The 20,225-nt window shown below is 44.0% G+C and carries 16 protein-coding genes; 5 read left to right on the plus strand and 11 right to left on the minus strand.

The features are described 5' to 3' along the window. Positions 1-4,331, plus strand: a 4,331-nt coding sequence (locus AACR11_RS11415) for a beta strand repeat-containing protein (protein ID WP_079324735.1), incomplete at its 5' end; no start/stop codon positions are given. Positions 4,332-4,381: 50 nt separating this feature from the next. Here AACR11_RS11415 and AACR11_RS11420 read toward each other — a convergent pair. Further along, positions 4,382-5,575, minus strand: coding sequence for a class I SAM-dependent methyltransferase (locus tag AACR11_RS11420; protein ID WP_005446769.1), 1,194 nt, complete (start codon positions 5,573-5,575; stop codon positions 4,382-4,384). Between the two features lie 186 nt (positions 5,576-5,761). Further along, on the minus strand, positions 5,762-7,165 hold the full coding sequence (locus tag AACR11_RS11425; RefSeq protein ID WP_005446771.1) for a methyl-accepting chemotaxis protein: 1,404 nt from the start codon (positions 7,163-7,165) through the stop codon (positions 5,762-5,764). Positions 7,166-7,255: 90 nt separating this feature from the next. Between AACR11_RS11425 and yccX the strand changes: the two genes are divergently transcribed. Next, entirely contained in the window at positions 7,256-7,528 is a 273-nt protein-coding gene (yccX, locus tag AACR11_RS11430) for an acylphosphatase (RefSeq protein ID WP_005446772.1), read from the plus strand. Between the two features lie 73 nt (positions 7,529-7,601). Here yccX and AACR11_RS11435 read toward each other — a convergent pair whose 3' ends face one another. From AACR11_RS11435 to AACR11_RS11460, 6 genes are all read right to left on the minus strand, one after another. Beyond that, on the minus strand, positions 7,602-7,931 hold the full coding sequence (locus AACR11_RS11435) for a TusE/DsrC/DsvC family sulfur relay protein (RefSeq protein WP_005446773.1): 330 nt from the start codon (positions 7,929-7,931) through the stop codon (positions 7,602-7,604). Between the two features lie 353 nt (positions 7,932-8,284). Next, complete coding sequence (locus AACR11_RS11440; protein WP_005446774.1) at positions 8,285-8,947, minus strand: Bax inhibitor-1/YccA family protein; 663 nt, start codon at positions 8,945-8,947, stop codon at positions 8,285-8,287. 354 nt (positions 8,948-9,301) lie between these two features. Beyond that, positions 9,302-10,051, minus strand: coding sequence for an amino acid ABC transporter ATP-binding protein (locus tag AACR11_RS11445; protein WP_005443945.1), 750 nt, complete (start codon positions 10,049-10,051; stop codon positions 9,302-9,304). Positions 10,052-10,074: 23 nt separating this feature from the next. Then, positions 10,075-11,172 carry an amino acid ABC transporter permease gene (locus AACR11_RS11450; RefSeq protein ID WP_005443946.1) on the minus strand — a complete coding sequence of 366 codons (1,098 nt, stop codon included), beginning with the start codon at positions 11,170-11,172 and terminating at the stop codon, positions 10,075-10,077. Position 11,173: 1 nt separating this feature from the next. Next, the gene (locus tag AACR11_RS11455) at positions 11,174-12,379 is read right to left on the minus strand and encodes an amino acid ABC transporter permease (protein ID WP_005446776.1); all 1,206 of its coding nucleotides are present in this window, start codon (positions 12,377-12,379) and stop codon (positions 11,174-11,176) included. Between the two features lie 80 nt (positions 12,380-12,459). Further along, complete coding sequence (locus AACR11_RS11460; RefSeq protein ID WP_079324737.1) at positions 12,460-13,488, minus strand: amino acid ABC transporter substrate-binding protein; 1,029 nt, start codon at positions 13,486-13,488, stop codon at positions 12,460-12,462. Positions 13,489-13,949: 461 nt separating this feature from the next. Between AACR11_RS11460 and AACR11_RS11465 the strand changes: the two genes are divergently transcribed. Then, positions 13,950-14,870 carry a precorrin-2 dehydrogenase/sirohydrochlorin ferrochelatase family protein gene (locus AACR11_RS11465; RefSeq protein WP_005446778.1) on the plus strand — a complete coding sequence of 307 codons (921 nt, stop codon included), beginning with the start codon at positions 13,950-13,952 and terminating at the stop codon, positions 14,868-14,870. Positions 14,871-15,027: 157 nt separating this feature from the next. Here AACR11_RS11465 and AACR11_RS11470 read toward each other — a convergent pair whose 3' ends face one another. Together AACR11_RS11470 and AACR11_RS11475 are read right to left on the minus strand one after the other, a co-directional pair. After that, on the minus strand, positions 15,028-15,510 hold the full coding sequence (locus tag AACR11_RS11470; RefSeq protein WP_029788161.1) for a YajQ family cyclic di-GMP-binding protein: 483 nt from the start codon (positions 15,508-15,510) through the stop codon (positions 15,028-15,030). A gap of 32 nt (positions 15,511-15,542) precedes the next feature. Beyond that, positions 15,543-16,595 carry a 3-deoxy-7-phosphoheptulonate synthase gene (locus AACR11_RS11475; protein ID WP_005446791.1) on the minus strand — a complete coding sequence of 351 codons (1,053 nt, stop codon included), beginning with the start codon at positions 16,593-16,595 and terminating at the stop codon, positions 15,543-15,545. 396 nt (positions 16,596-16,991) lie between these two features. On the opposite strand from AACR11_RS11475, the gene AACR11_RS11480 reads away from it, so the two are divergent. Beyond that, the gene (locus AACR11_RS11480; RefSeq protein ID WP_005446793.1) at positions 16,992-17,483 is read left to right on the plus strand and encodes a DUF4442 domain-containing protein; all 492 of its coding nucleotides are present in this window, start codon (positions 16,992-16,994) and stop codon (positions 17,481-17,483) included. A 25-nt stretch (positions 17,484-17,508) separates the two neighbouring features. On the opposite strand, the gene AACR11_RS11485 is transcribed toward AACR11_RS11480, so the two are convergent. Continuing rightward, positions 17,509-18,861 carry a hypothetical protein gene (locus tag AACR11_RS11485; RefSeq protein WP_005446794.1) on the minus strand — a complete coding sequence of 451 codons (1,353 nt, stop codon included), beginning with the start codon at positions 18,859-18,861 and terminating at the stop codon, positions 17,509-17,511. Positions 18,862-19,044: 183 nt separating this feature from the next. Here AACR11_RS11485 and AACR11_RS11490 point away from each other — a divergent pair, with 183 nt between their 5' ends. Beyond that, the gene (locus AACR11_RS11490; RefSeq protein ID WP_029788162.1) at positions 19,045-19,881 is read left to right on the plus strand and encodes a CvfB family protein; all 837 of its coding nucleotides are present in this window, start codon (positions 19,045-19,047) and stop codon (positions 19,879-19,881) included. Positions 19,882-20,225 lie beyond the last annotated feature (344 nt).

Raw genomic sequence — 20,225 nt, forward strand, 5'->3', positions numbered from 1 at the left:
AAGCTCCAGTGGAGGTTCAGCTCGACCTTAACCTTGGTGATACCGAAGCCGGTGACCTCGGCACTCTCGAATACAACACTGGCTCAGGTTGGGTAGTCGTTCCTGTTAATGGTGTGGTGAGTGTTCCTGCTGGTATGACTCAGTTCGATGTTCGAATCGCTTCGATTGACGACGAAGTCTACGAAGGTCCAGAGAACTTCACGGTAGATGTGACCGGTCTCGGCCCTGTTCAAGGCACTGACACGGGTACCGCAACCATCGTCGATGACGGTACAGGGCCAGACCCAGATCCGGACGACGACCGCCCAACGGTTTCTATTAGCGATGCTGGCACGATTAACGAAGGTGACACTGCCAACTTCGTTGTCTCGCTCACTAACGAGTCTGAAGCTGCGGTTCAGGTTCAGCTTACTCTTAACACTGGTGACACCGGAGTGGGTGATCTAGGCACGCTTGAATATAATACTGGTTCCGGCTGGGTTGCAGTTCCGAATGATGGTTTAGTCACGGTACCAGCAGGCTCGACTCAATTTGATGTTCGAATTGATACCCTGAACGACGCAGTGTTTGAGCAGGATGAGGACTTCAGTGTTTCTGTTGTAGGCGTTGGTCCTGTATTGGGCTCTGATGTCGGTAATGCAACAATTATCGATAATGATGCACCTCCAGCTATTTCCGACGTTATCGATGCGGTTGTTTCAGAAGAAGGGTTAACCGATGGTATACCTGATTCCACGGGTTCTCCTACCGATACTACAAATGCAGCCAGCTTCTCAGGGTCATTTACAGTTGGAGACCCGGATACAGCGAATGTTTCAGTCGTTCTTTCTGGTCCAAATACACTCACATCAGGTGGAGAGCCTGTGTCTTGGGCATGGAACAGCAATACTCAAACATTGACGGCTTCTACTGCGAGTTTAGCTGTTGTTGCAACTGTTGTTCTCACGGAGCCCGCTGTCTCAGGACAAGGTTCTTGGGATTACAACATCACACTGTTTGAACCACTCGATCATCCGGTGAATGATGTTGAGGATATCATTGACTTTGATTTGCAGATCTCGGTCAGTGATGGTCAAACCACAACGTCTGAAAGCCTCAATGTTATTGTTGAAGATGACCGTCCATCAGTACCAAGTAACGTGCCAGTAGTAGACGTTACAAACTTGGATATCCCCGATGTTATAACTGGACAAGTGAGCTTTACAGGTAATGGTGCAGATTCTTTCAGTAGAACGTTTGGTGACGTTGTTGTAACGGCCGAAGGTTTTATTTCGGATGAATCGGTGACGCTTGGCGCAGCACAAGTCAATCAGTCTTCGGATGGTATTGGGGTTAAAAGCTCAGGTGACAACGGCTTCCCGTTAGATAATGAGGTCGATTACCGTTTTGCTAACAATCAAGGTGTATCTGAAAAACTCATCATAGACTTGGGTGATAAAGTTGCATTTGGTGCGGAAATTGAGTTTGCCAAAATGTTTGGAGGTGAATTAGAAGAAGGGGTCGCATCATTCTATCGAGATGGCGTGCTAATTGCTCAACAAACCTTTACTTCTGATGCTCAAAGTGGTGATTTCGCAGCAAACTTTAGTGTTCAGCAAGGTGGCTTTGATCAGATCATTCTAGAAGCAACGGATAACGGTAATGGACCGAATATTGAAGATAATAGTGATTTTACTGTTAAATCCATTACCTTTATCGGTTCTGATGGTGGTATTCCAATCGCATCCGCAGAGGGAACAATTAGTTCTACATACGGTGCAGATGGTCCGGGCGTAACAGCTTTAACGGGTGCGGAATCAGGTTTACAGACGGCAGGTGGAGACGATATTACAGTCAGCGTCGACGCGCAAAACCCTAATCGTTTAGTTGGTTCAACAGATAATGGTGTTGCGTTCGAAGTGCAGTTTACACCGAGCACAGGCAAGTGGGAGTTCATCCAATATGAGCCACTCAGCGAACCTATTGGTGATGGTGATATTGACTTCGAGTACACAGTAACGGATGCCGATGGAGACAGTGTTACGGGATCATTTGCAGTTAACCCTGCTATCCCACCAACCATTTCTGGTGCAGTAGCACTTAATGTGTCTGAAGAAGGTTTACCTGATGCGAATGCCGACAATGGAGCATTAGCTGGTTTTATTGATACAACAGATTCCACGAATGATACTGGCTCACTTACATTGGGAGCAACTGTGGAATCCGTCACATTGGGCTTACCAACGACGCTAATTTCAAGCGATGGAGATGCATTAGTTTGGACGCTCTCAAACAGCGATAAGACACTTACGGGTTCTGCAAGCGGTCAGCCAATTATTGAGGTGTCGGTTGACGATCTTGGTAATTTATCGACAGAGCTACTAGGAAAAGTCGATCATCCGGATAGTGGTGGCGAAGACGTAATTGATTTAGAAGTTCCAGTGATTGCGTCAAACGCACTTGGTATTACTAGCTCTGCAACTGCTACGGTCGCCATTGAAGATGACTCTCCATTTGCTGAAACGGTTGTTGAAGACGTTAATGCGATGCAAACAACAGGTTCCAACGTTCAGTTGATCCTGGATGTATCAGGATCGATGGGGTGGGATTCAGTTACTGGTTCAAGTTCAAATGTTGTAACTTCGCGTCTTGATGTACTGAAAAGCGCATCGATAGCCTTGTTATTAGAATACCAATTACTTGGAGATACTAAAGTTCAAATCACAACCTTCAGTAGTAATGCAAATGTACTTGGCGAAGATGGTGTTGAATCATCAGATAACAGCTTACCTAATGATTTAACAACAATTTGGATGGATGTTGATCAAGCTATCGCACTGATTAATAGCTTAACTGCAGGTGGCGGTACGGATTACGACGATGCCGTTGCACTTGCTGCCGAAGATGATGTTTGGGGTAATCCTGAGCTACTTGCGGATGCAAACAACCTTAGCTACTTCCTATCGGATGGTAATCCTAGCTCTACCGGGAATCAGATTGATGCAACAGAACAGTCGGATTGGGAAGCGCAGCTAGAGCAATATAACGTAACAGCGCTCGCTTACGGTATTGGTACCGGAGCTGCAACTCAGTTCTTAGAGCCTGTTGCTTATGACGCTAATAATCCAATAGATAAACAAATCGACCCAATTATCGTTCCGGATATTAATAGCCTTCCAGCGATACTCATCCAATCGATCGTAACGCCAATAACTGGTGCTTTAGGTTCGACTGTTATGGGGGGAAGTGCGTCGTTCTTTGGTGCTGATGGCGGCTATGTATCGTCATTTAACTATGGTGGCGCAACGGGTATTACGGTGACGTTTGATGGTACGACTATTACGGTGGATGATGACGCTAACAACACTGGAGCGACAACCATTGTCGATGCAGTTGAAGATACCGTGACGATTGTAGTGGACAGTCAAAACTCTGTAGTTATTGATTTAAACACGGGTGAATACACCTTCTTTGCTTCATCGATTGCGGTTGCTACTCAGTTTGACTTTGATTACGTACTGACTGACGGCGATGGTGATACTACAGCAGAAACCGTTTCATTTGATTTGGAGCCAAACTCTGTTGAAGCTGTAGATGACACAGCATCAACACCTGAAGGGACGCCAATTGTGGTTGATGTACTTTCAAACGATACCAACAGCGACAATGCGGCTACACTAACGTTGGCTGACGCAGTTGTTGATCCAAGTAAAGGTCAAGTACTCGTTGTAGATAATCAGTTGGTATTTATCCCTTCAAATAGTTTGGATGATGGAGATAGTGCAAGAATTTCTTATCGAACTGAGTCATCAAACGGTGATTTTGATATAGGGGCACTTACGGTGTCTGTTACTTCAAGTGTAGGCGCGCCTTCAGGAGTGGGTGGTAATAGTGATGATACTCTTGTTGGTACAGCTAGTGCCGATATCTTACTTGGAGAGGAAGGAGAAGATACTATCTCGGGCAATGCGGGGGAAGATATCATCATAGGAGGTCTAGACGATGATATCCTGACCGGTGGTGCTGATGGTGATGTGTTTGTTTGGACTCAAATGGATAATGCAGTGGATTCAGTCACAGACTTTGATGCGTCGGAAGGCGACAAACTCGAACTTAGAGATTTGTTCGATGATGTTTCTGGTACCGATATGTCGACGCTGCTTGATGATTTTGAGTCTGGTGACTTCTCTGGACAAGTGAATGGTATTACCTTGTCTGTAACGGAAGATTCTGGAGACTCGACCCTAACCATTAATAAAGGGGGGCAGCAGTTAGATATCAACTTCGATGGCGCATCGGCTGCAGATATTGCCAACAGTATCATTACTAATCTTGAGCAATTGAGAGAATAAAAAAACGGAGCGAAAGCTCCGTTTTCTTTTGAATCTAAAATAGCCAGCGATTAAAGGACCTTACACGCAAAGCCTTTTAGGTAGAAACCTTCTGGGTAAGCGGTATCAGTAGGGTGATCCGCTGCTTGTTCGAAACGTTCCACAAATTTTACTTGGCGATTTGCATCTACTGCGGCATCGGCAATAATTTTTTGGAACAGAACTTGGTCCATCAGACCAGAGCAAGAATAGGTAAGTAGCGTGCCACCAGGGTTTAGAATTTGCATGGCCAACATGTTGATGTCCTTGTAGCCACGACACGCGCCATTTAGTTGTGCTTTGCTTTCAGCAAATTTCGGTGGATCCATGATAACAACGTCGAACTTCGTACCTTGGTCACGGTATTCACGTAGCAGTTTGAACACATCGGCGTTTAGGAATACAGCACGTTTCTTAGAGATATCAAACTCATTCAGCTCTGCATTGAATTTTGCTGTGTCGAGAGCAGGTTGTGATACATCGGCGTTAATAACACGTTTTGCGCCACCTTTTAGCGCGTACAGACCAAAACCACCTGTGTACGAGAAACAGTTGAGAACTTCTTTATCTTTCACGTACTTCATCGCTTGTTGACGGCTATCACGTTGATCTAAGTAGAAACCAGTTTTATGACCACCAACGATATCTACGCTGATCTTCACGCCGTTTTCTTCAATTACCACTGATTTTGGTGGCTCTTCACCGTGCAATACGCCGGTTGTTTCTTTAAGACCTTCTTTCTTACGTACCGCGACGTCAGAACGCTCGTAAACGTTACAACCAGGGAAACACTCAACTAACGCGTCAACAATAGCTTGTTTGTTGTATTCTGCACCTGCACTTAGAAGTTGACACACAAAGAAGTTTTGGTAACGGTCGATCGTAACACCTGGCATACCATCAGACTCTGCTGCGATAAGGCGGTAGCCAGTAAGACCGTCGCGGTCGATAACGTCTTCACGAAGAAGCTGAGCGTTGTTGAAGCGCTTAACGAAGAATGCTTTGTTGATCTCTTCTTTTTCAAAGCTCCAAATACGAGCACGAATTTGAGAAGCTGGAGAATATGCCGCTTTAGCTAGCCATTTCCCGTCGTGAGTAAATACATCAACGGTTTCGCCAAGAGCAGGTTCGCCCTCAACTTTACTGATGCCTCGAGAGAAGATCCATGGGTGCTTACGCTTAACCGATTTCTCACGACCTTTAACCAAATAGATAGCAGCTGTCATTTCTTTAGCTCTTGTTGAATTTTGAAAGGGGCGTATTGTCCGGGATGTTGCCCGCAAAAGCAATATCCATCGACAATCCAATCATTTGTAGAGGCTTTAATTATAAACTTGTGAGTGGAATAACGGACGGGTTTTCCAGGCGCAAAAAAGGGCCACCGAAGTGACCCTAGCTATTAGTGTATGTGATTAAGCTTTCAAGCCAGTCAGCAGTGATTCCATAGTGTCACTTTGGGCACGAAGCTGCTCGACATTCTGAGATGTGGTGCTGATCATCGTACATACATTGTTAGCTTGAATGCGGATCTCTTCAACACTCGATGCAATGTTGTCAGCCACTACGCCTTGTTCTTCAGCTGCCGTAGCGATTTGAACACTGCTGTCAGAAATAGTTTGGTTCTTGTCTGCAAGTGAGCCAATCTCTTGATTCACTTCGGCCATTAGAGTTTGACCTTCATTCGCATTGTGAACTGTTACTTCCATCAACTTAGTTAATGATTGACTGTTACGTTGTAGCGCTTCAATCATTGCTTGAATTTCGACGGTTGCTTGTTGAGTCCTGCCAGCAAGAGCACGAACTTCGTCGGCTACGACTGCGAAACCACGGCCTTGTTCACCAGCACGCGCCGCTTCAATGGCTGCGTTAAGCGCAAGAAGGTTCGTTTGTTCAGAGATACCGTTGATGGTTGTTACCACTTCATCAATCTGCGCTGCGTTTGCATCTAACTCTTCTACCGCTTGAGATGCTGATTGGATCTCGGTGGAAAGGTTAGAGATAGAGTGAAGCGTGTTTTCCACTTTCACCTGACCTGATTGAGCGACGCTGCGAGCATCATCAGTTTGAGTGCTTGAGTCATGAGCCAGTGTTGCTACTTCGCGAATGGTTGATGCCATTTCCTCTGTTGCGCTTGCCAGCGAATTCAAGTGCTCTTGTTGCGTGTTAGAGATTTCAGAACTGTTTTGAATAGATAGGTTTAGATCTGAGCTGATTTGCTGCATAAGCGCCACAGACTCCTGAATCGACTGAACCATCTTTTGTTCACGATCGGCAACTTTATCGATCGTAATAGCAATCTCACTAAACTCGTCACGAACAGGGAAAAAGTTCATACGAGCAGTTAAATCACCGTTTGCCAATGTGTTTAGTGCTTTGTTCATTGTGAACATCGCACCACCGATGAACGTCATGATGTAGTAAACGCCCATTGCAATGATAAACAAAGTGATAAGAATAATGCTTACTTGCGTTGTAGATAGTGCTGTCCATAGCGACTGTTCGTGGTTAGCAACGAGACTAAAAGCCCCATTCATAACAGAAACAGCTTCTGGACCTGTACCGAAAGCAATCGTATCTGAACTTGAGATCAGGCTAGCAACTTGAGATTGCGAGAGATTGCCTGCCTCGATAAGACCTTTCATTAACATCAACTCTTCCTGATATAAGTCAGTAATGAGTGAGTCTGCGGCACTGTTCAAAACGAGAGTTAGGATGACTAATGCGATGAGAGGGAGCAAGAAGAGTAGGTAGAACTTTTCTTGAATCTTTAAATGGATGAGATATTTGTCAATCCAACGGAAAGGAATTTCTTTCATAATTATTATAACCATATAAAAACCCACTATCCTTAGTGGGGTAAATAGACGGAAATAATATATCACTCAAATTTAGGGAGCGGTATACGGATGGTACTAAAGTGTGAGAAGTTTCTGATAGTAGGTCACGTACAAGGTGTAGGATTTCGATACCACACATCACATCAAGGCTTGAAACTGGGTTTAACCGGGTACGCGAAGAACTTAAATAATGGGGATGTTGAGGTGATTGCTTGCGGCACCGATGAACAAATCGCGGCGTTTTCTAAGTGGTTGGAAGATGGTCCGCGGACGGCAACGGTTGACAGTGTCACTCAAGAGAGTGTGTCTTATAAGCCTTTCCGCGGATTTAAGATCTTATAGCTCCAAGCGCAATAACTCGATAAGCAACTGCTTCACACGCTGGGCTTGTCGACGTGGCGTTGAGGCGGGCGGTTTATAAGCATTTAGCAGGTTTTGGCAAACCAGCTAGCTTAGTCGCTTGCTTTGCGGGACCTTTCTTGAAAAGTTTGAACAGATACTTGCTGTTTCCTTTCTCTGGACCATGCGCTTTTTCCATCGCTTTAACCAGCATTCTTACAGCTGGTGATGTGTTGAACTCTTCATAGAAATCACGCACGAAGTGAACCACTTCCAAATGCGCCTCTGTCAGTTCAATTTCTTCTTCTTTTGCTAGAAGCTCAATCATGCCTTCTTCCCACTGTGTGTGGTCAAGTAGGTAGCCTTGAGCATCAGTTTCAATTTCTTTGCCGTTATAAACGAACATAGCTCTATTTCCGCTAAGTAACCATTGATAAGTATAGGGTAGCGTAGAGGCTGGCTTGTGCTCAACAAAAGAATCTGTTGAGTCGACTGAGCGAATTAAATTCATACGATTCAAAATATTAAACTGTGGGAGACAATCGTTAAGCTTACACCTTTCGAATTATGCAAGAAAATGTAAACCTATGCAGGTTGTTAGAAAATTCTCGGGGTGAGTATTTCTATTTTTGCATGAGTATTCAATTTGTTGTTTGAGGGGCGGTGTAAAAAGGAAGGTAACATCCACAAGGTAAGATGCAAAGAAAAAGCCCGAAGTACAACTTCGGGCTTTTTGGAGCTTCAATTCAATCTGACGGTTTAGTCGTCGTTCATGATACCTAGAATGCTTAGTAGGCTGATGAAGATGTTGTAGATTGAAACATACAGCGTAATTGTCGCAGAGATGTAGTTTGTTTCGCCGCCACGGATGATGCCTTGAGTAGTCATCAGGATTGCCATGGTAGAGAAAACAATAAACAAGCTGCTCATTGCTAGGTGCAGGATAGTAGATTGGATGAAGATACTCGCAATCATACCCACAACTAGAACAACGAACAGTGACAGCATTAGACCACCCATCATAGATAGGTCACGCTTAGTTGTCAGTGCGTAAGCAGAAGCTGCCATGAATGACAGAGCAGTACCGCCAAGTGCTGTTAGCACAACGTCGCCCATGCCAGCACCGATGTACATGTTTAGAATTGGACCGATGGTGTAACCTAAGAAACCCGTAAATAGGAATGTAAATACAAGACCCATGCTGTTGTTACGGTTCTTTTCAGTCAGGAATAGTAGACCGTAGAAACCGACCAACATTAGGATGATACCTGGACGTGGTAGGTTAAACGCCATCGATACGCCAGCAACCAGTGCTGACCATAGTAGAGTCATAGAAAGTAGTGCATATGTATTACGCAATACTTTGTTGGTTTGTAGAGCACTCTCTTGAGTAGTAGTGCGAGAAAACATAGGACTGTTCATAATCTTCCTCTATAAGGGACTGTCTTATCTTTAATATATAGACATATATGGGCCCGATAGTTCAAAAAATCAAGCCCGCCACATGTACATCTAGAACAAAATAATAATAGAAATAATGTGTTATGTATGTGGCAACTTGTAACACAATATTACCGCCTTGCCTAGCGGAGAAAGGCTTATTATTCAAAGCTCTGAAGACCAGTTCACGCAGAATGTTGTAACGTTGCGCAAATTTACAACGCGTTGAATCAACTGGACTTTCGTAACATGGTCTGTTTGCCAGTATGAGAGTAAAGAAAAAGCGCTGATATTGAGTTCAGCGCTTTGTCGGTTATCTCGGTGTTCAGAATGCGTTTAATGGTGAAGGATCTGAGCCAAGAAGTTCTGTGTACGATCCGATTGCGGGTTCTCAAAGAAATCGACAGGATTGTTTTCTTCGATGATTTCCCCCGCGTCCATAAAGATGACTCGGTCGGCGACTTCTTTTGCAAAGCCCATCTCGTGCGTTACACATAGCATGGTCATGCCTTCTTCCGCCAGTTCTACCATTACATCCAGTACTTCACGCACCATTTCTGGGTCCAGTGCAGAAGTTGGTTCATCAAACAGCATCACTTTAGGGCTCATACACAAAGAGCGAGCAATGGCTACACGTTGCTGCTGACCACCGGAGAGCTGCCCCGGATACTTGTCCGCTTGATCGGGGATCTTAACGCGCTCTAAGTACTGCATTGCGATGGCTTCGGCTTCTTCTTTTGGCATTTTCTTCACCCAGATAGGGGCAAGCGTACAATTCTCCAAAACCGTTAGATGAGGGAAAAGGTTAAAGTGCTGGAAGCACATGCCCACTTCACGACGAACTGCCTCAATGTTTTTCAGGTCTTCTGTAAGTTCAGTACCCGACACATAGATGCTGCCAGCTTGATGCTCTTCCAGACGGTTGATACAGCGAATCATGGTCGATTTACCAGATCCGGATGGTCCACAGATAACGATTTTTTCGCCTTTCTTAACGTCTAGATTGATGTTCTTTAGTACGTGAAACTCACCATACCACTTATTCATGTCCTTCAACTGGATCATATAATCTTGTTGTTGCGTCATAATACGTCCTTGATCTTGATGAGTTATCGTTTGTGACCGGTATGCAATTTGTTTTCAAGCCATATCGAGTAACGTGACATGCCAAAACAAAATACCCAAAACACTAACGCGACAAATACATAACTTTCTGTTGCGAAGCCTAGCCATTCAGGGTCGGTATTCGCAGCTTGTCCAATGCCCAGTACGTCAAACATACCAATAATAAGCACAAGGCTGGTGTCTTTAAAGAGACCGATAAAAGTGTTCACAATAGAAGGGATAGTGATCTTAAGCGCCTGTGGCAAAATGATTAGTCCCATCTTCTTCCAATAGGTAAGACCGAGGGCGTCTGCCGCTTCATATTGTCCTTTCGGGATCGCTTGCAAGCCGCCACGTACCACCTCTGCCATGTAAGCCGCACTGAACATAACCACCCCGATAAGTGCACGGATTAGCTTGTCAGTTTCTGAGCCTTGAGCCAAGAACAGAGGTAACATCACTGATGCCATGAACAGTACAGTAATGAGTGGGACACCACGCCACACTTCGATGTATACAGTACAGATACTGCGGATGATTGGCATATCTGAACGTCGACCCAGGGCAAGCGCAACACCGATTGGAAGGGAGACGACGATACCAACGAGTGCAATGATCAAGGTTACTAGTAGACCACCCCATTTGTGCGTTTCAACCACTTCAAGACCGAATACTCCGCCATAAAGCAAGGCTGCGATAATGAATGGGTAAATGTTTACGAAGAACAACCAAATCCAAATGCGTTTTGGCGTTTTCTCATAAGCAAGTAGCACAGTAAAGATCGCCAATGTGATGTAGAACAGGCGAGGGCGCCAGAGTTCCGCTTCCGGATAGAAGCCATACATGAACTGTTCCCAACGGACGCTAATAAAGACCCAACATGCGCCTTCACGTGTACAGTCGTCTCTCGTTGTGCCAACCCAGTCTGCATTGATAAACGCCCAATCAACAATGTTCCAAAGAGCAGAAAATACGATATAAGCCAGAATCAACGTCACGATGGAGTTGATTGGTCCATTGAATAGATTTTTGCGTAGCCAACCTACGACACCAACAGTGTTTGCTGGCGGCGGGAGATCAGGCTGAAATTGATGTGTACTCATATTATCTCTCCACCAGCGCAACTTTACGGTTATACAAGTTCATTAACGCAGAAGTGATTAAACTCAACGTCAAGTAAACGCCCATGGTCATCGCGATAATTTCGATCGCTTGTCCAGTTTGGTTCAGCGTAGTTCCTGCGAACACAGAAACCAAATCTGGGTAACCAATCGCCATTGCCAGGGAAGAGTTCTTGGTTAGGTTCAGGTATTGGCTAGTAAGGGGAGGGATGATGATACGTAATGCCTGAGGGATCACGACCAGCTTCAGAGTTTTTGTGCGTGGTAAACCAAGCGACATTGCTGCTTCAGTTTGACCATGACTCACAGCGTTAATACCAGAGCGTACAATCTCTGCGATAAACGATGCAGTATAGACGCTTAACGCAAGTAGAAGTGCAGCCAGTTCAGGAATGATACTGATACCACCTCTGAAGTTAAAACCTTTTAATTCTGGGTACTGCAAAGAAATTGGCATGCCAGCAAGGAAGTAAACCACTAAAGGAAGCGCGATTACTAAGCCAAATACGATGCGACCCATCGGAGTTTGTTGACCTGTTAAACGTTGCTTGTTGTTCGCCCATACATTGATCAAAATGCTTGCGATGATACCTATGACTAGTGCCGCGACGACGAAGCTACTACCAGCCTCCATGACAGGTGCAGGGAAATACAGCCCGCGTACATTCAAAAAGATAGCTTCGCCAAGGCTCATACTTTGCCTTGGTGATGGTAGAGCTTGAAGAACCGCGAAATACCAGAAAAAGATTTGCAGAAGTAGTGGGATATTTCGGAAAGTTTCAATATATACCGCTGCTAATCGGCTCACCAACCAGTTTGATGAGAGACGAGCGATACCCATAACAAAACCAATAACGGTTGCTAGGACAATACCTAACACTGAAACCAGCGCCGTATTGAGTAGACCAACGACGAAAGTACGCCCATAAGAAAACGTTTCGTCGTATTCGATAAGAGTCAGACCAATACCAAAGCCTGCTTCTTGATTAAGAAAACCAAAACCTGTTGCGATACCACGGGCATCAAGGTTCGTCAGTGCATTATTAATGATTGTGTAAAAGAAAAATACCAGTGCAGCTACGGCAATGATCTGGAAAATAGCGGAACGAAAAGCTGGATTATAAATCAGGCTCTTACTTCCGCTTGGTTTGGACATCGTACTTGGCGATGTATCATTCGTCGGTTTCATACAGCGATAACCTCAAACCCTTATTTATAGATTCACTCACGAAAAAGGGCGGCATAAACCGCCCTGTGATAATCGTTGTATTAGCGGATTGGTGGTGCGTACATGAAACCGCCCGCATTCCAAAGTGCGTTCACACCACGAGAAATCTTCAGAGGCGAACCTGTACCAACCGTACGCTCAAAGCTTTCGCCGTAGTTACCAACTTGCTTGATCACTTGGTAGCCCCAATCGTCGCGAATGCCTAAACCTTTCCCCTTCGGACCATCTACGCCAAGAATACGTTTGATGTTTGGATCTTTTGACTTCAACATCTCATCGGCATTTTTAGAGGTAATGCCGTATTCTTCTGCGTTCACCATCGCAAACAGAGTCCATTTCGCAATATTGAACCATTGATCGTCACCTTGACGTACAACAGGACCTAGAGGCTCTTTAGAGATGATTTCAGGAAGAACGTTAGCTGAAGAAGGGTCTTTCAAGTTCAGACGTAGCGCATACAAACCAGATTGGTCTGTCGTTAGTACGTCACAACGACCAGCATCAAAACCTTTAGAGGTTTGCGCTGCCGTATCAAATACTACAGGTTTATACGCCATACCTTGGTTACGGAAGTAGTCCGCAAGGTTAAGCTCGGTAGTGGTACCTGACTGCACACAGACTGATGCGCCATCAAGTTCCTTCGCACTTGAAACACCAAGATCTTTCTTAACCATGAAACCTTGACCGTCGTAATAGTTTACGCCAACAAAGTTCAGACCAAGAGCCGTATCACGGTGTAGAGTCCAGGTGGTGTTACGTGAAAGCACATCGATTTCACCCGATTGAAGCGCAGTGAATCGTTCTTTCGCGGTTAGGGGGACATATTTAACTTTTGTTTTATCCCCAAGAACGGCTGCAGCCAGTGCTTGGCAATATTCTACGTCGATACCTTCCCATTCACCTTTTGAGTTAGGGTTTGAGAAACCAGGTAGACCGCTACTTACGCCACAAGTAAGGAAGCCTTGTTTCGTGACTTTGTCCAGAGTAGTGTCTGCTGCTTGAGCTGAGGTAGCCATCATTGCAGTAGAAGCCGCTACGACGGAAGCAAGAACTGTTAGTTTGTTTGCCATTTGTATCCTTCCTGTATGATCCATGTTTAATCAGGAGCGACCTGATACAACGTGTCCAATTCGTTAGTGTTTTCGTCCTACATGATTGATTTTCGAAGAAACGGCAATCGCTAAATCAATCAGTTATAAGCGTAGGAAAGGATTTGCTAATTCTCAAATATATAATTTAAAAAGAGTTTTGGAGAGAAGTCACAAAGCGCCTTGCGATTTAGGATGACGAAATGTTAATTGTTTGTAAATAGCGCAACTAATTGTCAGATTGGTGCATCAGAACAATCGATAAAAGAGTGATTAAAACAGAAGGATAAAAGTTTGTTATTAAAAGTGTCATTAGTGTAGGGTGGCTATGTCAGCCGAAAATTTGAACAAAAATTATTTGTGAAGCCGAAACAAGGTGAAGTGGTTGCCCCATTTTTGGTAGCATGAATTTAGACAGTTATTTGAAGTGATCATGGATTGAAATGCGATATTTTCCTCTGTTCTTAGATTTAGTAAATAAACCAGTATTGGTTGTTGGTGGCGGTGAAGTAGCAAGCCGCAAAGTGGAAGCATTGCTCAAAGCCGGAGCAGACGTCACGATTGTCTCCCCAAGCCTTGTCGACTTTCTTGATAAGCTTGCTCAAGAGCAGCAAGTGCGATGGATTCAACGTTTTTATTCAAGTGACATTGTCACTAACTCATTCATTCAAGTATGGGCGACAACGGATAACCCGGAGCTTAACCATCAAGTGTATAAAGACGCAAAAGAGTTAGGTATTTTAGTAAACGTCGTCGATGACAAACCTTATTGTGATTTCATTACGCCTTCGATGATTAACCGCGGTCGTATTCAAATTGCCATCTCGAGTGGCGGTGCATCTCCAGTATTGATCCGAAACATCCGTGAAAAGCTAGAAGCCATCCTGCCGCAAAATATGGGACTGATGGCAGAGTTCGCCAACTCAAAACGTAACTCTATTAAAGAGGCATTACCAAGTGTCGATTTGCGTCGTAAATTTTGGGAGAACTACTTTTCGCACCCCGAGGTGGAAAATGCACGTGATAACCGTGAGCTGGAAACCATCTATCAAGAAACCATGACTAAGCCATTAGACGAGACAGGAAGCTGCACTTGGATTCAGGTAGGTAAAGACGTTGAAATGCTGCCTATTAAAGCCGTGCGCTACATGCAGCAGGCGGAGTTAGCGCTTCACTCAACCAAATGCGAAGCAAATGTGATGGAGTTAGTAAGAAGAGATGCGGAGCGTGAGGCATTTTCGAGTGCAACAGAGCTCTCAGATATGCTCAGAAAAGCCAAAGAAGAGAAGCTTCGTGTTTGTATCTTCGTTCCTTATGGAACAAGTGAGTTTTCACTTCTGCAAGGGCAAGACTTGGTAATCTAAGCTTTGTTATCTAGATACAAGTTCGTTATCTAAATTAGTTATCAAAAATAGACGCTTAGATTACTCACAACACATACAAAAACGCCGACGAATATCTCGCCGGCGTTTTTTATTCCACTGTTCTCATTCTCTACATTAAGAGAGTAGGAGAGCGCAATTAATCACGGAAGTTGTTGTACTGGAATGGGATACCCATCTCAGCTTCACGGATCGTTGCAATCGCTGCTTGCAGATCGTCACGCTTCTTACCCGTTACGCGCAGTTTGTCGCCTTGGATAGATGCTTGAACTTTAAGCTTCGCGTCTTTGATTAGTTTAACTAGCTTTTTCGCGGTAGGCGTATCGATACCTTGGCGGAACGCAATATTTTGGTGCCAGTTCTTACCAGTCGCTTCTGGATTTTTTGCATCCATAGCGTTCGCATCAATGTTACGCTTCGCCAAGTGGCTACGTAGGATGTCACGCATTTGCTTTAGCTGGAACTCGCCTTCTGCTGACACTTTTACATTTTCTTCTACTAGCTCAAAGCTCGCATTCACATTGCGGAAATCGAAACGAGTAGACAGTTCACGGTTAGCGTTATCAACCGCGTTACGTAGTTCAACGGTATCGATTTCTGAAACAATATCAAACGATGGCATGAAGATTCCTTGATTATCTTGTTATAGGGAAATTACTTACTGGATTTTACTGCGGCTGCCAGCATGTCTAGCATCGTTTCAGTATCATCCCAACCTAGACATGGGTCAGTAATCGACTGACCGTAAGTTAGGTTGTTAATATCAGTCATTGGCTGATTGCCTTCAATAATGAAGCTCTCTGCCATGATACCCGCAATGCGAGTGCTGCCTGATTTAATTTGTTCACAAATGTCTTGTGCAACATCAATTTGTTTACGGTGTTGCTTCTGACAGTTCGCATGACTGAAGTCTACAATCAAACGTTGTGGTAAGTCGAATTCAGCAAGTGCATCACACGCTTGTTTTACAGACGCTTCATCAAAGTTAGGACCTTTCTCACCACCACGAAGAATGATGTGACCATAAGGGTTACCACTAGTGCGGTATACCGTCATACGCCCATTCTTATCTGGAGAGTAGAAATAGTGTGATGCTTTAGACGCACGAATCGCATCAATTGCGATTTTTACGTTACCGTTAGTACCGTTCTTGAAGCCTACTGGACAAGATAAAGCAGAGGCCATCTCACGGTGGATTTGAGACTCAGTCGTACGAGCGCCAATTGCCCCCCACGTAATCAGATCTGCAATGTACTGACCAGTGATCATATCAAGAAACTCAGTAGCTGTAGCAAGACCAAGCTTGTTGATATCCAGTAGCAGTTTACGTGCTTTATGAAGACCCGCTTCAAGTGCGTATGAGCCATCTAGGTTAGGGTCAGTGATAAGACCTTTCCAACCAACAACAGTACGAGGTTTTTCAAAGTAAGTACGCATTACGATAAATAGCTCGTCTTTGTACTTATCTTGGATATTCGCAAGGCGAGTTGCGTAGTCGATTGCCGCTTCAGTGTCGTGCACAGAACACGGACCAACGATAGCAAGGATACGGTCATCCTCACCAGTTAAAATCTTTTCAATTTGACGACGAGATTGAGCGATGCGATCAGCTACATCATCAGTGATTGGATGTACGCTGCCTAGCTCTGCGGGTGTCGGCATTGGACCCAAAGGTTGGGTTCTCAATTCATCTGTTTTTATAGGCATGTTATAGCTTTATTCTCTATTGCGAAGCGGTAAAGATAACGGAATTATAGTTAGGAATAAACCGTTTCACGGGATTCTTATCTGTTAAATACCGAAATGTATGTAATGCTGTGGCTATTCATTAATGATAGTTATGTATAAATGACAAAAACCGCTAAGGAGATCAATACATAGTCGTTTGAATTTATAACTACTTTTTCTATTCGATAACACGTATTTTTGCAAAAAGAAGCTTGGAGGCTAGGTATTCTGGGTGTTTCATATCCAACTTTAGAACTCAATAGAAAGAAACCGTTTGCGAAATTCCGTAGCTAGATCGATTTGTTATTAACAATTCTTTGACATTTTGGTGCTTCATTGATTAACTGGTCAGACTAGTTTGGTAAGGAGACCAAAATGTTATCTGCTGTTCGCCGTGCAAACCTTTATCTCAACTTATTCGGTTTTTCAAAAGTTCCGCTCATTTGGTTATGCCGCCCGAAAATTCTTGCGATCGACGATCAACATGTGGAGGTTAGAATCCCACTGAGAAGAAGAACCAAGAATCATCTTAACAGCATGTATTTTGGCGCGCTTGCCGTTGGTGCTGATGTGGCAGGTGGTTTTCTTGCGATGAGTAAGGCCCAAGAACAAGGGGAGCGCATTTCTCTGGCATTTAAAGGAGTAACGGCTGAGTTTTTAAAACGCCCTGAAGGCGATGTGCATTTTGTATGTCACGATGGTCCTTTGATTGATGAAATGCTTCGTATGACTCTAGAAACAGGTGAACGTATCAATCGAGACGTTAAGATCACCGCATTGTGTCCAAGTATTAATGGTGACGAACCAATGGCGGAGTTTTCCTTGACGCTTTCAATAAAAAAAGCAGCTCAAAAACAAGCTGCTTAATTTCTCAATAACGACTTATGACGTTCTAGTTCAATTCTATTTTCTCAATAGACACAATCTTCGAACGGTTCAAAACCACTTTCCAACGATAGTAAACAGGTTCATCAGTGTGGTTGTCTTCTTTGACAATCACATTGAGCAAGTGGCGTTTCTCAACAGACTCCTTACTCACTTGCCCTTCGTTTAATCGATATACGCGGTTCGAGCTTTTGTCCATTAAACGAATAATCGGGCGTAAACTCATGTTTAATGTCTCACGAGTTTGCTCGTAACCACTTAAGAACAATGATGTCGCCATCTCTGTTTTCGCATGATAGTGAAGGATTTGTTCTTCCCGTTGAACAACTCGTTTTTTACGAATGTTCTGAATACGATCAGGTAGGCTTGAAAGAGAACGGTAATCTAACCATTCCAATTTACGACCCACAACTTTCTTTGTTGTTGGGTCCATGTACTTCTTGCGCCACTTTGGCTTACCTTTGCGGATCCAACGCCACATAGCGTCGCGCAGGTCATCTTTAAAGATTTCACGTAGGGCGTAGATAAACGACATCGCGATGATGAAAGATGCAGAAATCTCTCCTAAGTAATCTCGGGCAAGAATAACGGTACTCGTCACGACTACCATCACCAGACCTGTCGCGATGCCTTTAATCGCTCGTTTGATGTTATTACCCATCGACATCGTTTTTTCACTCAAAACGATAGGGTGTTCAATCAAACGTCTTAACAAACGCATTTTGTTCGATAAACGAGTCACATCTTCAACAACGCTTGCAGAGTTGTAATTGTTTAGCTTTCGGTGCGCTTGCTCTTTCTCACACAGTGTAATCAAGCGTTCCTTGATCGTGCTGTAATCTCCTTCACGAGGCAGGTGAGCCACAAGGGATAGGAATTTTTGCTCTGTGTACCAAGACAAGTAATTATCGATGTTAACGTAGTAGCGCTTAAGGTTTTCCTCATAAGGAATCGAACGGCGAAGACGTTTAAGGATGTCGAGCGTCAGTTCAATGACTTCATCTACTTCTTCTGCCGTGACGCTGTCACTCTCATGTTTATTTAGCGCGGCAACGGCTTTGTCGAGCGCGATAACGTATTGATACGCAAACAAACTCAAACTTACACGGTACTGACGGTTAGATAAGCGTCCACGTTTGGCTAGGCGACTGTGGACCAAAGGAAGCAGTACTTCAGTACTGTAATAAGATCGTTTTTGCGTGATCGAAGTGTAGTAGAACTCAGACTCACTGATGATGTCGGAATTTAAACCTAACTCACCAGGGATGAAAATATAGATATCAAGGTCGAGCGTTTTACTCTTTGCCAACGCATGGCTAATTTTCAAAGTTACCGAGTCTTGTTTGTCGACAGTGACCAAGGAAAGCTCCTGATTTTGCTAAAGCATCCTATACCCATAAGCGCCCGTTAATTGAATTAACTTAAGATCGGACTAGGATAAATTGTTGAACTAACACAGCATAACAGAGAGGTTTGCTTTTCTCTCTGATTTTCTTGTTAGTTTGGGTATAATTCCCTGTAAATTTAAAAAGAGACAAATTCGATGATTAAAATTGGTCAAATTAACAGCTTAGAAGTCATTAAAACGGCTGATTTTGGCGTGTTTCTGGATGGCGAAGACTACGGTTCTGTATTGCTGCCTAATAAGTATGTACCTGAAGGTACAGAACTTGGCGCGCACCTAGATGTATTTCTTTACTTTGATTCAGAAAGTCAGCTAGCTGCGACCATTGATAAACCAATCGCTCAAGTCGGCGAATGGGGACTAATGAAGATCGAAGGCATCAATAAGACTGGTGCGTTCGTAAACTGGGGTATTAAAGAAAAAGACCTTCTTATCCCATTCAGTGAGCAACGCGCTCGCTTTACTGCAGGTCAAAACATCCTAGTTTACGTTTATACAGATAAGGCATCTGGTCGTATTGTAGGTACAACTAAGTTCAATAAATGGCTAGATAAAACGCCGGCTAACTACGAAGTGAATGAGCAAGTTGATCTGATTATCGCAGAGCGTAGCCAACTTGGTTATAAAGCCATCGTGAACGGCGAACACTGGGGCATGATCTTCCCATCGGATGTGTTCGGTAAGCTGTTTATTGGTAAGAAGCTGAAAGGTTACATTAAGCTAGTTCGTGAAGATGGCAAGATTGATCTAGCGCTACAAAAAGTTGGCGTAGCGAAGATGGATGATCTTTCTAGTAAAGTGATTGAGTTACTAGAAAAGAAAGGCGGCTTCTTGCCTCTAAACGATAAATCTTCTCCTGAAGCGATTTTTGAAGCGTTCCGCACCAGTAAAGGTACTTACAAGAAAACCATTGGTGGCTTGTACAAAGCAGGTAAGATCGTTATTGAAAAAGACGGTATCCGTTTAGCCGAGTAAACAGATTCACAACTGATGAAAATAGTGTTGGCTGGTGGACTAGTGAGTTTTTCCTTTTGGGTAATTATACCCAAGTAACCTCGAGATGTTAGGTTCAGCGAGAATGACTTGGTTTGTAGACGCGGCGGCGATTTAAAGATCTAGTCATTCTAAATCAAGAATCGGCAACAAAGTATACAAGCCAAGGCAGCTCGCCCTTTGGGAGCGTGTCATTGACCCGATTGCTGCGTCAAACAACTTGGAAAGAGCTGGCTATTACACTGCGTTGTTTTCCTTACTCTCGAATCAATGACAACGCTCTGAATCCTGCATCTTGAAGTCACTTGGGCATAGCTCATATAGGG

Origin of the sequence: Vibrio sp. L85, from assembly GCF_963871815.1 — a bacterium.
Taxonomy (GTDB): Bacteria; Pseudomonadota; Gammaproteobacteria; order Enterobacterales; family Vibrionaceae; genus Vibrio; species Vibrio harveyi.